This is a genomic window from Vibrio sp. 10N.261.51.C6, from assembly GCF_041471785.1.
Taxonomy (GTDB): Bacteria; Pseudomonadota; Gammaproteobacteria; order Enterobacterales; family Vibrionaceae; genus Vibrio; species Vibrio crassostreae_C.
On sequence record NZ_JBFRPB010000028.1, the window covers coordinates 1 to 14,610 of the forward strand.

Genomic DNA, 14,610 nt, shown 5'->3' on the forward strand with positions numbered 1-14,610 from the left:
GTATAAGAGACAGGCTTAATCGCTGGCTTTTTTTCCTTTAAAATCAGTAAAATAAGAGCCGAGCACTTGCAGCTCTTTTTCCTAGTGACTAATCCGATAGAGAAAGGCAACGGTCACATTATCGTTAGGCACAACTCGCTTCTGCTGAGCCAAAAACAATTCCGCTGTCGAAACGGCATCGGCTAATGCATTGTGGCTGTTGTACTCAGGAAGCCCGTACCTTTCGCGAGTCCCTGCCAAGGTTAAATCGACTTCTTCATGATTGCTGATCGCTTTCTCCATGCTTTTCTCAATACACAAGGTATCAAGCCAAAGCAGAGGAATCGCTCTTAAACCGTAGCAGCGAAGAAGGTATTGGCTAATGAACTTCTCTTCGACCACACAAGCGTGTGCGACAATGATCTTGCCTTTTGCTGCTTCGAAAAACGTCAGCATCGCATCATGAATAGAGGCGCCCTCTTCTAACATTTGCGGCGTAATATGGTTGATAACAGCGGTTTCAGCGTTGATCTGCGAATCGTTATTCAGATAAATATGCTTGGCTGACGCTAAATCGATTCTCCCTTTAACCACATCGACCCACCCCATAGATAAGATAAGGTCTTGCTCGCTGTCTAAGCCCGTGGTTTCGAGATCTAAAATGATGTATTCGCTGTCTTTGGCCAAGTCCGTCATTTCAGGACAAGGCTGCTCTACGAGATCATGTAACGCCTCTGGCAACTTAACCGTTCCCAAATATTGCTTACGTTTACGTTTAATTCGCTCAAGCGGGTGAAAATAGTTTAGCATTCGTTTTAAACATTTATTAGTTGAACATAGCTTCATTAACGTGCTCCGAAACGAATTTTCGCCGCTTCTTGAAGGTCAGCAATGATCCTAAAGGCATCTTTCAAATGTTTACGCTCAAAGCTACCAAAGCTATCTGGGTTGATGTTGTTGTCAGGCACATCCCCGTTCTTCAGCGCTTCAAGTTGATGACCAAAACGGAAAGAGAGAATGAACTGGTAAGCACCCAGAATGTTCTTGAATGCATCGTCGCTCAGCATGCCTTTTTCATTAGCAGCAGCGAAACGTTCGTCAGTCGCCGACAAGTCGCACTCCACAGCAAGGCCATAAATACGCGCTAAGTCGATAATCAAGTTGATCGCGTACTTCTTCACGTTCAACGTTTTCTTATTCTCACCTGACTTCTCTAGCACTAAGCTATTGAAGATGCCAAGTGGCGGGTTGGTATTGACCGCGTCTTTCACTAGCGTGCTTAAAAACTCACGGTTACCGCGAATATTGCTATGCAGCTCATCGCGCAGAATACCTTCGAACTCACTGTTGCCGTAGATAGTACGAATTTCTAGGAACACACTGATGTTAAGCAAGCGTTCATACTCTGGGTTAGCCACCCACTTCTTGTAGTAGTGCTTCCACACGCTGAGTGGCTGACACCATTTTGGCGTCGCAGCCATGAATTTACCTGGACATAATGGGTAGTGACAACTTGCTAAGCCGTTGGTCACCATCATTGCTAAGTGCTTGAAGTAAATACGGTCACTGTCAGTTGCATCGTCAGCTAGTACAATCGCGCTGTCTTGGTCCGATAGCATATGCACTTCATTACGCGCGTGCGATCCCGCTACGATCCAAGAGAAATCACACGGTGGTGGGCCTAACTTATCAATCGCTATTTGAATCAATCGACGGGTGTAGGCGTCCATAATCATGGTCATTACCTTGCCGACGGTTTCAGGCGCCACTTTACCTTCCACCAGCGCTTCAAAAATAGCTTGTCGCTCTGAGGTGAACGAAGACATGGTTTTCACGCTGCCCGCGTATTTGATTTTCTCGATCAAGAATATCGCTTGAACACGGTGGTTTTGAACCAAATGAGACGTAGTAAGAAGACCAACGACCTTATTCTCTTTCACAACGGGCAAGTTACGGATATTAAATTGCATCATGATAGAGGCCGCATGCAGCACCAGATCATCCGGTTTTACAGTAAGTGGAGAGTGCGTCATTACCTCTGAGATCAGGCTATCAGTACTCACGCCGTGGGCAATCACTCGCTTAGTCATGTCTCGGTCGGTGATCAAACCAACAATGGTTTCACCTTCATAGATCACGGCACACGGTGAGCGTTGATGAAGCATTTCAACCGCAACCGACTGGATGGTTTGCTCAGACTTAACAATTGCCACCTGCCCGCTTGCCACTTCCTCAACTTTACGAATGAACAGGCCTTTCTCTTTATTCGACCAGACCACATCCAGTGCCGACTTCAAGCGAACCTGCGCCTGTGAAGCAAAGTGTTCTGCGCAACTTGGAAAGGCTTTGAAAAGCGTTTGAAGTGCCGAGTGTGGAATCACATAAAGTAAGGTGTTTTCGATTGCGACAGCTCTATAGCCTTTTTCGTCGTTGACTTCAGAATCTAAGAACGTAAAGCCAAACAAATCTTCACTGCCTAGACGGGCACGAAGCACACCATCCGATTTTCGTTGCTCCATAGAGCCCGTTCGAATGATATAGAGCGATTTTTCCTTCCCAGACTCACACAAATCGACCACATCTCCCTTGCCGAGATAAGTAATTTGCACGTTAGAGGCAAGTTCGCGAAGTGCTTGTTTAGGGATCTTATCGAATGGGTCGATTTGACCTATGAATTGAAGAATATTTGGCAGTAGAGACTGGGGCATAATCACACTCACAATAATTTAATTAGTATTATTATATAACTTAAAATACTGGTTACTAGTGCTTTTAACGAAACAGCAAATAATAGATTAAATATTGGACACCAGTCAGGTTTTCATCAAATTTGGATGCAAAAAAAGCACGTATCAAACGTGCTTTTTAGAGGTCACTGCTGAAATTAGCTTTTGAATAACCGTAATTTTAACTTTGACTACCCTAGTTTTACGAGAATGCCCTCTCGTCGATAATGCAAAACGATAAAAGCTAAAATAACAGTGAAAACAATTAACTAGCGGCTGGTAATCTGTGGTTTGTTTCTAACAGGTGACTTGCTGACGCGTGGCGTGCTTTGTCACTATTACCTGCCATGATTGCTTCATAAATCTGGCGGTGTTCGTTAATACAAGTACTTCCCTCTTCAGAAGAGTGAGAAATAAAGTTAACAAACATGGTCGTTAAGATGTTACCAAATGGAAGATAGAAGTCGTTACCTGTTGCATTGAAGATCAGGCTATGGAATTTCATATCAATATCTAGCCAACGCTCTTGATCAAGCGTTTCTTCGCTAGAGATTTCTACCATTTGTTGGAAAATACTAGACAGCTCAATACGTTGTTCTGCACTCGCGAACTGAGCAGCTAAAGCACACGCTTCTGGCTCAATTGCACGGCGTAAACCCAAAAACTGATGACAGAATTGGTCTGTATCGGCCAAACCGTCCATCCATTCGATCAATTGTGGATCTAAGAAGTTCCAGAACGCGCGGTTAACAACGCGAGTACCAATCTTAGGACGAGATTCTAATAGGCCTTTTGAAGTCAGAAGCTTAACCGCTTCTCTTAATGCTGTTCTACTGATACCAAATTGCTCACACAGAGCCATTTCACCAGGGATAATAGAACCTTGAGGCAAATTGCCCGACAAAATACCACGGGCGATTTCACGTGCAACTTGCACATGAAGGCTTCGCTTAGAGCCTGAAATAGAATTGAAAGAGCCAGCCATGTGTCTACTTACCGATTAGATATGTATTATTTAACTCGGACTATAGCACTGATTTATATCTTCACCAACACAGCATCAGAATAACGTGAGGTCACTACCAGTAAAGGTTGGAGCAATATTTCACAAACCTGCTCATCTTTAGGTTTATAAAACCAATTCAACCTATTAATTCATACAAATAGTTCTCATTTACTATTTCAATGTATGCGTGAACTCACAAAACCACCCTTACTCTCACTATTTATGTCGGTAATAACCCGTTTTTAGATAAACACCCTTGAATATAGCAAGTGTTATTGTATGATTTATTGGCGTGAATAATCTACAATATAGGCGGCTCTGATGTTTAACGATTTAAAAGGCAAACGCATTCTAATTACTGGCTCTACTGCTGGTATGGGTTTAGCTACCGCACGTGTCTTTGCAAAATACGGCGCAAAAGTCGGCATCAATAGTCGTGCTTTCAGCCCAAAAGTCGATGACGTTCTATCTGAACTTACCGCACTGGGTGGCGATGTTGCCTTTTTTCCTGCAAACCTAATGGACACATTAGAGTGCGAAAGGTTAGTCAAAGAGTTCACTGATCATTTTGGTGGCATGGACGTGTTGATTAACAACGCCGGTGGCCTTGGTGGTCGCGCCAATCTAGAAAATATCGATGATGAGTTTTATGAGCGCGTAATGAACCTTAATGTTCGCTCTGCGCTGATGACAACCAAGTTCTCTATCCCGCACTTACGCGCCTCTGCTGCTGAGTCCGGGCAAACATCTTGTGTGATTAGCACAGGATCTATCGCCGCTCGCGAAGGCGGTGGTGTTGGTGCAGGCATCTATGCCGCGTCTAAAGCTTGGTTACACGACATTCACCGCAATTGGGTGAAAGAGTTCGCGCAAGACAATATCCGTTTCAACATTGTTTCACCGGGCACTATCGACACCGCATTTCACGATGGCAAGAGCGACGATTTGAAAGCGACCATTGCTAACAACATTCCAATGGGACGCTTTGGCCATATTGATGAAGTTGCCCCTTCATTCGCTTTCTTTGCATCGCACGCTTGCAGCGGTTACATCACAGGTCAAATCCTAGATGTTAACGGCGGACAAATAACGCCCTAGTTAGCTGGTTTATATAAGCTCACTCAGCGATTTAAGTTCGCCACACTATATAAGGTTAACAGACCCGAGTAGATGAGGGAAAACCTCACACTAAATTAGACGTATACACTGACACTAAACACCAGATTCGTCTGGCTTTTAGTGTTTTCAAAGTTTCAATTTCAGGTGGTTTAAATGTCAATATTTACATTGGTGGAAGATTCAAGCCGCCGAATTCATGTTCAAGTGGCGAGACAAATTGCTCGCAAGATCTTGTCAGGCGAGTTAGAAGAAAATCAAAAGTTACCCAGCGAAATGGAGCTGTGCGAAATCTTTGGAGTGAGCAGAACTGCCCTTCGAGAATCAACTAAGCTACTTTCGGCAAAAGGTTTAATCGAGTCGAAGCCAAAAGTGGGCACTCGTATCAAACCGAGAACACAGTGGCACTTCTTGGACCCGCAATTGCTGTACTGGATCCAAGATTTAGAAGATACTAAACCCTTCTTGTCTCAATTTTTAGGCTTAAGAAAAGCGATTGACCCGGAAGCGTGTGCGCTCGCTGCAACCAATGCAACTGTAGAGCAACGCAAAGAGCTTTCGATTCTTTTCCAGAAAATGACCATCGCAGCAAATAGCTTCGATTATGAAGAGTGGACGACCAACGATCACCTGTTTCACCAAACGATTTTCTTATCGACAGGTAATCAATTTTACATTCCATTCGCGAACATTCTGTCGACTATCTTCAAGCAGTTTATCGACCACTCCGCTGAAGGCGGTCGCTTCTGTTTAGAAGAACACAAAGCGATTTACGACGCAATAATGTCTGGCGATGCCAAGCAAGCTCGAATTGCTTCTCAAGTCCTGCTAGACGATGAGAACCAAAAGCTCTCTAGGGTTGAATTAGCCATCGCATAACCGAGATTAACCAAACTGACTTGTTTTTCAAAGACACAAGTCAGTCTTGTTTTAGCACCCATTTTTTAACCATCAACTACCGTAGTGTTTTCTTCTTTAAACGCTCTACTCCGCCACCTCAGAGAAAGCTTACGGTTATACACATAAGGTGTTGTTTGTGTCTTCACAATCGTACGTAAGGAAAAATTTCTCTCTCGCCTGGCCCCTCGCCTTAAACGGTATCTTGATGCAGTCGATGTTGATGATCGACACACTGCTTGTCTCTCCTCTTGGTGAAATCCCTTTAGCTGCAATGGGGATTGCGACGACTATCGTTGCCTTTGTACTGGGAATTCAAATGGCGCTGGCAAACGGTACTCAGTTAGTATTAAGCCGCGCAGTGGGCTCTGGCATCGCCGCATCATTATCTAAAGCATTTTGGGCAGGGTTATTTATCAACCTTGGCGTAGCAACACTATTTTGGCTTCTACTTACTTTTTTCGAACAACCCTTGATTCAAGCTTTAACAGATGACGCTTCCCTTCACTTAGAAATCAGCCGCTATCTAGACATCTCGAAATACATCGTTATTTTTACCGCGTTAACGCAGGTGATCATTGCTTTATTTAATGCGCTAGGCAGAACTAAAGTCCCATTCAAAGGTTACTTAATTGAACTGCCTATCAATGCTGTACTCTCATATGTGCTGATTCATGGTTTTTCTAATTTTGAAGGGATTGGAGTACAAGGCGCTGCATTAGGCAGCATTATTGCAATAACGATCCGCTTGCTGTATTTGGTTTTGTGCGTGCATTTAAGCTCAGCGATTTCACTCAAATTAGACGCTCAGCGCTCTGAATTCTTTACCAACGTTCGCCGTCACTTTATCGAAATATTCCCTGTAGCAGCGAACGTGACCATGCTTTTGATTGGCGCAACGATATATCAATTGTTGTATTCGCAACTTAACATCAACGCTTACGTAGCGATTACTTTGGTGATGCCTTGGATCAGGGCTGTCTCTCAATTTATTACCGCTTGGGCTCACTCTTCCGCGATTACTATCAGCCAAGCGATTGGCTCCAAAAAGATGGATGACCTAGTCAAAAACGTCGATACCAGTATCGATATTGCAGTCGTCATTTCTTTCGTTTGTGCACTCTTATTCGCAGGATTAAGTCTGGTCATTGGTGACATTTACCCGAACTTGGATGAATCTACCTATCAAGCATTGGCCGTTATCGCCCCACTCTACATATTCTTGCCAATTGTTCGTGGCTACAACACGGTTCATGGGAATGTACTAAGAGCACTAGGAAAAACGACCGCAGTCTTCAAAATCAACTTTACTGGTCAATGGGTAATTTCAATTCCATTGTGTGCATTGATCATCTTTGGTTTAGATGGCTCTATCTTTTGGGCATTTGCCATCCAACCATTCGAAGAAGTCGTGAAAGCTTTCCCATTCCGTCACTTGGCTCGAAAGTCTCTTAAAGAGTTTGATGCCGACAAAGCTAAAGAGTTGATGTATGACTAAACTCCGTATCGAGTTGCCGTCCTAAAATCTTCCCACGCGTTCTGAATACAACCTTGTCTTTTGACAAGGTTGTATTGTTTTAGCTGTACCATTCATTGGTAGGCTTCAGCACACCCTCATTGATACCAAGGTCACATTAATACCAAGGTCATCTTAAAACTCATATAAAACAAAAAGACCACTCAACATTCGGTTAAGTGGTCTTCGAAAATATTCCTTAAGGACTGCGTCTAGCTAGCCTATTGGTTATGCTATGTGCTATTTACCGTTCAACTTAAGCGCTGAGAAAGTCACACTGTTGTAATCGCCATTCTTTTTATCGATAGCGAAATCGCCAGTACCGCCACAACCAGGTCCCCATACAGGGTGAGAATCGCTCACGCTACATTGGCCGTATGCGCCCGCTTTGTAATAGAAATCATCTTCAGCATAACCCGTTGGTGAATCAAGCTCATCAATACCCTTGCTCAGATCGATTTCATACTTAACCGTATCGTGACGTTCTGTTTCAAACGTTAGGTACATCATGGTGCCTTTCACTTCCACTTTGTAGCTAAACTCTTCACCAAGAGCAATGCCTGCTTCACCCGGTTCCGCTGGGTTTTCCCAAGTGTTACCCCAAACAGGGTAAGCTATATCGGCACGGTTAGGATCTTTTTTCTCTAGGTTACGCTCATAGTTCCAAAATACTGAACCCATTTCTTGGCCAGGAAACTTCTTATAGAAGATCTTTAGTGGTTCATTACCATGCCCGTAACCAGTTCCAGCTTTGATTAACTCATTATGTTTTTTAGCGTGAATCTGACCAACAACCACCGAGTGAGCTGGGTACTTTTCTGGGAACTTAGCGTTAACTGAGACGTGATTAACTTTTAATGTCGCTTCTAATGTTCCGCCAACAGCACTGTATTCACTAGCCGCTGGGTGACTCGACAGTGCCCACTGGTTTCCTTTATCAGCCGTATCGATAGAGAAATCTGCGCCTCTTGGCATTTGTCGTAATTCAGAACGCGCATTCTTCGAGTTTTTCGTCGTAATCGCTTGGTTCTGCACTTCAAATACAAGGTTGCCGTCTTTATCAAGATGGAAGAAATCACTATGTGAGTAGCTCATCATGGCTACCCCTTCTATTTCATCAACACGACCATCTTCATTAATATCTGAAGGTATGGTTATTTTCCAATTATGCATATCGAATTTATCGGCAGGTACGGGGTAAGAAACACCGTTATTTGCGAAAGTAACCATTGGTACAGTCGCTAATAGCGCCACTGCTAATATGTTTTTCTTAAACATGACTCATCCTTTATTGTTAACAGATACCGAGTACACACTCAGTACAGAAACCACTTTTGAACACGAATTAGTACTAAATATTTTCTCTTCGACTTAAATAAGCCAACCGATAAATAGAATTTACATTTAGCCATTTTGTAACTTTTATTAAACATCTGGCTATGGTTTATATTTATGCCTCTCAACATGCTCCCTATGTTTAAGCCACGATGGTTAAAATCATCATTATTAACATATAGAAACACTTAATATTTGTATTATTTTAACACATGCAAAAAAGTGATTTTCTAAGGTTTGTGAATATGAGAAGTACGTCATGATTGATTTAATACACAAGCCATAAATTGAGATATTCATAACATTTAGCTATATACTTGGGCCATTAGTCAGAACTTTTTGATAGATCTCACAGAAATCTGACTCAATAATAAATACCATATTTGTCATACATTAATTTAATACCATGTAAGGTATTGGTTTGTGAGCCACGGGTACATTGGATGTATCCAGAATTAAAAAATAATAGTGAGACAAAGGTATGAATTCTGTTACAAAAATTGCTGCAGCTGTTGCATGTACTCTTTTAGCGGGCACAGCTACTGGTGCATCTCTTGATTATCGTTACGAGTATCGTGCTGCGACGGATTATACAAAAACAAATGGCGACACGGCTCACGTAGACGCTCGCCATCAACACCGAGTGAAGCTAGGTGAAAGCTTTCAACTGTCAGATAAGTGGAAACACTCAACGGGCCTTGAAGTTAAATTCCATACTGACGATTCTTACTACGACGCAGATTCTGGCGAAGTTAAATCAGCAAACAGTAGAAGCTTCTATGACGGCAATTGGTATATTTACGGTATGGAAGTAGAAAATACAGCAACTTACAAAGTCGATAACAACTGGTATCTACAAGTTGGTATGCCGATCGCTTGGGACTGGGATGAGCCGAACTACAACGGCGGTGACTGGAAGATGAAAAAAGTCACTTACAAACCTCAATTCCGTGTTGGTTATAATGCGGATATGGGATTAACGACTGCCATTCGTTACCGTCACGAGTATGCTGATTTCCGCAACCATACACAGTTTGGTGATACGGATTCAGAAACTGGCGAACGTTTAGAATCAGCTCAAAAATCCAAAATAACGCTAACAGGTGCATATAAAATTGAGTCTCTACCGAAGCTTGGTCTTTCTTACGAAGCAAACTATGTAAAATCTTTGGATAACGTACTTCTTTATAATAGTGATGACTGGGAATGGGATGCTGGCTTAAAAGTAAACTACAAGTTCGGTTCTTGGAAACCTTTTGCTGAGATTTGGTCTTCTGATATCAGCTCATCTTCTAAAGATCGCGAAGCAAAATACCGTGTTGGTGTTGCTTACTCATTCTAATTAGAAATAGTCAATTTATAAAATACCCCTCTCCTCTTGTAAATTTTTGGGGCATATTTTAAGCACTTTATTTAAATAATAGGATGTTCTAATTAACGTTAGTTTCATCCTAATAAATATTTAACGACTATTCATTATCTACTTCTTATGTGATTTACATATGGATTTAATATCATAAAGAGAATATTTTATGCAGATTTCTAAAGTCGCTACAGCTGTCGCTCTTTCGACAGGTTTATTATTCGGTTGTAACAGTGATGGTTTACCTATCCCGACCGATGGTTCTACTGATCCAGGTAACCAACCTTCAGCATTAACTACGGGTTACTGGCAAATCAGTGATGGTAACTCCGCTTCAATATCCGCGTCATCAAATGCAGATCTTCCAAATGTGTATGTTTTCCAAGAAGATGGTAATCATAAATACTATGACGACGATGATGACTTAGGTACTTACACGATTAAAGATGCAAGTGCTTCTACTAATAATTATGATGAAGAAGCCGGTACGGTCTCTTTCACATATTATGAAACAGGCACATCAACGATCGAAATTCTAGATGGTGTTTTTTCTTTCGATGACGCTGGTGCTCTGAATATTTCAGATAACACCACTGGCATAGACTACTCTGGTTCAGACCAAACTGCGACTGACGCCGTACAAGAAGCTATCAGTAAAGCCAATGAAGCAAATGGTATCAATGGCTACGTTCAAATCTTGGACACCAACAATGGTGGTGTAAAGAATGATGTGGGTGAACTACGTTTGAAATTGTCTGACAGCAGCACAGGGGCAACAGTAGACAGTATCGCATCAGGAAAGGTAACCGTTGACTTAATCTACCAAGTAGATGAAGACACCGAGCAAGAAGCGAATGGTTCAGGTAATAACGCTTATATTAGTCTCTACGCTTCTGGTACTTCTAACACTAATTTACACGGCGAAGTTATTTTTAATGCTGGAGAAATTTTCTACCGTTCCACGGTTACCGATAGTAGCGGTAAACCTCAAATTCCTGATGAGCCTGTAGGCACTTACACTTTAGGTGAAGATCTCGCGGTTGAAATCAGTTGGGCGAGCGGTTACTACACATTCAAAGTCAATGACACTGTATACGACAATAGCGGCAACGGTTTTGAGGCTTTCGACAAAGCTGCCGTTACAATCGTGTCATTGAAGCTTGGTGATACTTCCAACACAACACATTACGAATTGAACGCTGATAACTTTAAAGTTTATTCAAATGACACGACTACTGACGAGTTAGTATTTGAAGATAACTTTAATAACTATCCGAATGGGCAACTTTTGTCAGGCAATCCGTATAACAACAATACTGCGGAAGCGACTGTTGTTGTGGATGGCGGTAGTACTGAGCCAGAACCTGAGCCAGAACCTGAACCAGATCCAGATCCAGAGCCAGAGCCCGGCGAAGTAACAGACAACTTCGATTCTTATACTGTAGGTACGCAGATCGATGTGGCTAACCCTGCGTACCAGACAAAAGGTGTTGATGGGGTTTTAAATACAGCAGTGATCAGTAGTGACTTTGCCAAGTCGGGTTCTAACTCTTTACGAATTGAAGATGGTGCGGACTCAACCACTGATAATAACAAAGCTATCGTTGGCCGCGACTTTGCTAATGGCGCAGCAGAAACTGGCTCTGTTTCTACATCTGTATACATCCCTAGCGATGGCTATGTAAAAGCATCATACATTTTCTTAGGTTCTAATAACGATGCATCATCTAGTGGTCGCTTCACTGAAGTTGTATTTACATCTAGTATGATTAAATTCCGCAACGAATCAGGCAGCCAAGTTGACCTTGCTTCATACTCAAAAGACACATGGGTAGATGTGACCATTTCATGGGTAGATACAGACATTACCGTCAATGTTGATGGAACAGACTACACTGGGTTAAAAGCTGAAAGTGCAGGTGGTTCCCCGACCGCTATTGCGCTATACAATGGTGACAATGGTTCAAAAGGGACATACACCTACTTCGACAACCTAGATTCAGACCTATTCTAGTTCTCACTAGAAAGTCTGTTTGACTTGATTGCTAGATAAAACAAATCCCTATCAACGTAATTTGATAGGGATTTTTTATTGTTAGCTCAAGAATAAAAAGCAGACTGGCGATTCAGTTAAGCTCTCTGACTCAGCGGAACTTTGCTTCAGCGTTGAATAAGCACCGATGCTGCTAGTAACGAATGCCCCCTTGCCTCTCTAACTTATTTAACCCTCTCAAAAGCCCTGTATCTATCATAGATAAACAAAACCCCTCAGCTCTGCACTCAACCCACAAATTATTATTCAACATCACCGTACCATACAATCAAGGTATTTACGGCCTGCAAGCAACTAACCCTCAAGCGTATCCCCTTGAGCACTAGATGCGTTTGATCATCGACTTGAGCCCGCCTGAGTATTTCATTAAGCATTGGCGCTAATAAAGTGATGGCTAACCGCCCTTCTATTTATGCAAGAGTTAGAGCACGATTTATGGCTGTTGCTAGGAGTCTTGCTAAACAACCCAAAAGTGGAGGTTTCAAAAACAGTACGGGAGTAATCAGCCGAGTTAATGCTTATTAGTAGACCACGCACAACAATACGTTCATGTGTAGACGTCGCATTAGTACATACCTTGAGAACGAAGTCGAAGTTTTCTAGCTCTGGCGATTCCAAAATAATATTGGCATTGTTTAGCTTTGAATGAGAGCCAATATGACCTGTTATCAGCTGAGATTAATCATGACTGAGGTTAATGGTGATCGGCGATTGGGGAAAGGATAGTGACTGAAACTGATAATGACTGAAGTTAATACTGAATGAGCTTAATGATAATGTCTTAAACTCTGTGCAACTGATAACTACCCTTCTCCGACTCAATTAAATCATACGCTTAAGCCCAAACAACAGGAGGCAAAAAAGCCTCCGAACCCTAAGGCTGGAGGCTATTGCGATAGCTTTAATGTTAAGTGTTATTCGGTTAGATTACTTTTTGTATTGATCGTGCGATACGTCTAGTTGGTAGAAAGTCGCTTGTGAATAATCATCTAGGTCGCCGCTGATATTTTGGTTGTAAACACCGGCCTTGAAGTACATGTACTTGCCGCCTACGTCGTAACCGCTGTTGCTCATATCAACCACTTGTACAACGTCGTCTTTGCCTTCACGCATTAACGTTACAGTCATCGTGTTGCCTTTAACGTCAATACGGTAGCTGAACACTTCGCCAAGTGCGATACCATCGTCACCCACTTCAGCCGTCATGTCGCCCACTAGAGGGTAGAAGTCCTCTTTAGTTGCATCTTGGCTTTCGTGTGCGAAGTAAACCGCACCCGTTGCTTGGTTTGGCAGTTTACGGTAGTACAAACGAATTGGTTCATCGTTTTGATCGTGAATCTGACCAATGATAAAGCGGCCTACTTCGTTCGCATTACCTGTTGTTGTTGCGTGATCGATTTTCAACGTTGCTTCTAAAACGCCATCAATACCAGCAGCAGCTTCTAAGTCAGACTCAGGTGCGCTTGAGAATACCCAGTTGTTCTTGTTAACACCTTTAGTGCTAATAGACTGGTCACCACGGCGCATCATTTCGCGAAGCTCTGTACGCGCATACTTAGTATTTTTAGAGGTACGAACACCTTTCACGTAAGACTTGAAGACTAGACCACCATCGTCAGCTGTGTAGAAGATCTCTGGGTGTTGGTAACCGTTTGCAAGGTTCCACTCAGAAACATCATCAGGCTTACCGTTTTTGTCATGGTCGAATGGTTGAGATAGGTACCAATGCGTCATGTCAAAGTTTTCGCTTGGCGCGTTACCTGCAACTGGTGTCGCTGGCAGGCCTGTCGGAACTGGCAGTGCACTGCGTGTGTCACATTCAACTGAGGTCTCACAAGGGTAAACCGCTGCTACACCAAAGTTACCTGAACGAAGATCTTTGCGCGCATCTTTACGTGCTTTTTCCACTGCTTTCATTTCAGCGATAATAACTGCTTCTGCTGCTACCACGTCTGAAGTGATGATATGGCTAGCAGGACATGCGTTAATGTTACAGTTAACCGCAGCTAACCCTGTCACACTGTTCCAACCATTTTTGGTGTTACCGTGACCAACGTATCTTACGTAGCGCGCTTGCACTGCTGGCTCGAATTGGAAACGCTCTAGGCCGATCGCTTTACCTGAGCTCAGTTGGTTTTCAAGTACGGTTGTCCAGGTTTCACCATCGACACTTACTTGAATATCAAATTTAGACTGGCGCTCGTTACCTTTGCTGAAAGATGCTTGAACCGCATCAAATTCTTGAACTGAACCATAATCTAGCATTGCCCACTCACCGTCACCCGCTGAAGACCAACGTGTAGTTAGGTCTTGGTCAATGAGACGATCAGGTCCGTTACCATCATGGCTACTAGCGGCAACAGCAACTGGCGTCAGAAGCGCTTCACCAGTTTCTTTGTTATTTGGGAAATCAACAGTCGGTGTGCTCGTGCTCGCACAACCAACTGCAAGTAAAATAGAAGAAGCGAGTAAGGTTTTTAGAGTAATTTGTTTCATATCTAATCCATTATTATAATACAAAGACAGCGTTCGTAAGTGAAAGATAAATTGGCAAACACGAGCTATAAGGCGTTTTCTCTCTCAGTATTTGCGATAACACAAAAATATTACGTAATCTTA

The 14,610-nt window shown here is 42.7% G+C and carries 10 protein-coding genes; 5 read left to right on the forward strand and 5 right to left on the reverse strand.

The window, feature by feature from the left end:
- Window positions 1-81 precede the first annotated feature (81 nt).
- The 3 genes from AB4375_RS07540 to AB4375_RS07550 form a co-directional block, all read right to left on the reverse strand.
- The gene (locus AB4375_RS07540; RefSeq protein WP_372051278.1) at window positions 82-825 is read right to left on the reverse strand and encodes a 3'-5' exonuclease; all 744 of its coding nucleotides are present in this window, start codon (window positions 823-825) and stop codon (window positions 82-84) included.
- Window positions 825-2,687, reverse strand: a complete 1,863-nt coding sequence (locus AB4375_RS07545; RefSeq protein WP_017069961.1) for a DUF294 nucleotidyltransferase-like domain-containing protein — start codon at window positions 2,685-2,687, stop codon at window positions 825-827. Before AB4375_RS07545 ends, AB4375_RS07540 begins: the two co-directional genes overlap by 1 nt.
- A 283-nt stretch (window positions 2,688-2,970) precedes the next feature.
- A complete protein-coding gene (locus AB4375_RS07550) occupies window positions 2,971-3,690 on the reverse strand; it encodes a FadR/GntR family transcriptional regulator (RefSeq protein ID WP_017069960.1) in 720 nt (239 codons plus the stop codon).
- A 342-nt stretch (window positions 3,691-4,032) separates the two neighbouring features.
- On the opposite strand from AB4375_RS07550, the gene AB4375_RS07555 reads away from it, so the two are divergent.
- From AB4375_RS07555 to AB4375_RS07565, 3 genes are all read left to right on the forward strand, one after another.
- On the forward strand, window positions 4,033-4,809 hold the full coding sequence (locus AB4375_RS07555; RefSeq protein WP_017069959.1) for an SDR family NAD(P)-dependent oxidoreductase: 777 nt from the start codon (window positions 4,033-4,035) through the stop codon (window positions 4,807-4,809).
- Window positions 4,810-4,983: 174 nt separating this feature from the next.
- Entirely contained in the window at window positions 4,984-5,706 is a 723-nt protein-coding gene (locus tag AB4375_RS07560) for a FadR/GntR family transcriptional regulator (protein ID WP_017063624.1), read from the forward strand.
- A 148-nt stretch (window positions 5,707-5,854) separates the two neighbouring features.
- Window positions 5,855-7,222, forward strand: a complete 1,368-nt coding sequence (locus tag AB4375_RS07565) for an MATE family efflux transporter (RefSeq protein ID WP_081322222.1) — start codon at window positions 5,855-5,857, stop codon at window positions 7,220-7,222.
- Between the two features lie 258 nt (window positions 7,223-7,480).
- Here AB4375_RS07565 and AB4375_RS07570 read toward each other — a convergent pair whose 3' ends face one another.
- Window positions 7,481-8,518 (reverse strand): polysaccharide lyase family 7 protein, encoded by a 1,038-nt coding sequence (locus AB4375_RS07570; RefSeq protein WP_017069957.1) that lies wholly within the window; start codon window positions 8,516-8,518, stop codon window positions 7,481-7,483.
- 538 nt (window positions 8,519-9,056) lie between these two features.
- Between AB4375_RS07570 and AB4375_RS07575 the strand changes: the two genes are divergently transcribed.
- A complete protein-coding gene (locus AB4375_RS07575) occupies window positions 9,057-9,917 on the forward strand; it encodes an oligogalacturonate-specific porin KdgM family protein (protein ID WP_372051279.1) in 861 nt (286 codons plus the stop codon).
- Between the two features lie 190 nt (window positions 9,918-10,107).
- A complete protein-coding gene (locus AB4375_RS07580) occupies window positions 10,108-11,952 on the forward strand; it encodes a hypothetical protein (protein ID WP_372051280.1) in 1,845 nt (614 codons plus the stop codon).
- Window positions 11,953-12,918: 966 nt separating this feature from the next.
- Here the strand turns inward: AB4375_RS07580 and AB4375_RS07585 are convergent.
- Window positions 12,919-14,487: a polysaccharide lyase family 7 protein gene (locus AB4375_RS07585; protein WP_017069952.1), complete on the reverse strand. Its 1,569-nt coding sequence runs from the start codon at window positions 14,485-14,487 to the stop codon at window positions 12,919-12,921.
- Window positions 14,488-14,610 lie beyond the last annotated feature (123 nt).

What these genes read in the sequence shown, in the direction of transcription:
- AB4375_RS07540 (WP_372051278.1), bottom strand. Translation starts at nt 825, where the DNA reads ATGAAGCTATGTTCAACTAATAAATGTTTAAAACGAATGCTAAACTAT.
- AB4375_RS07545 (WP_017069961.1), bottom strand. Translation starts at nt 2,687, where the DNA reads ATGCCCCAGTCTCTACTGCCAAATATTCTTCAATTCATAGGTCAAATC.
- AB4375_RS07550 (WP_017069960.1), bottom strand. Translation starts at nt 3,690, where the DNA reads ATGGCTGGCTCTTTCAATTCTATTTCAGGCTCTAAGCGAAGCCTTCAT.
- AB4375_RS07555 (WP_017069959.1), top strand. Translation starts at nt 4,033, where the DNA reads ATGTTTAACGATTTAAAAGGCAAACGCATTCTAATTACTGGCTCTACT.
- AB4375_RS07560 (WP_017063624.1), top strand. Translation starts at nt 4,984, where the DNA reads ATGTCAATATTTACATTGGTGGAAGATTCAAGCCGCCGAATTCATGTT.
- AB4375_RS07570 (WP_017069957.1), bottom strand. Translation starts at nt 8,518, where the DNA reads ATGTTTAAGAAAAACATATTAGCAGTGGCGCTATTAGCGACTGTACCA.
- AB4375_RS07575 (WP_372051279.1), top strand. Translation starts at nt 9,057, where the DNA reads ATGAATTCTGTTACAAAAATTGCTGCAGCTGTTGCATGTACTCTTTTA.
- AB4375_RS07580 (WP_372051280.1), top strand. Translation starts at nt 10,108, where the DNA reads ATGCAGATTTCTAAAGTCGCTACAGCTGTCGCTCTTTCGACAGGTTTA.
- AB4375_RS07585 (WP_017069952.1), bottom strand. Translation starts at nt 14,487, where the DNA reads ATGAAACAAATTACTCTAAAAACCTTACTCGCTTCTTCTATTTTACTT.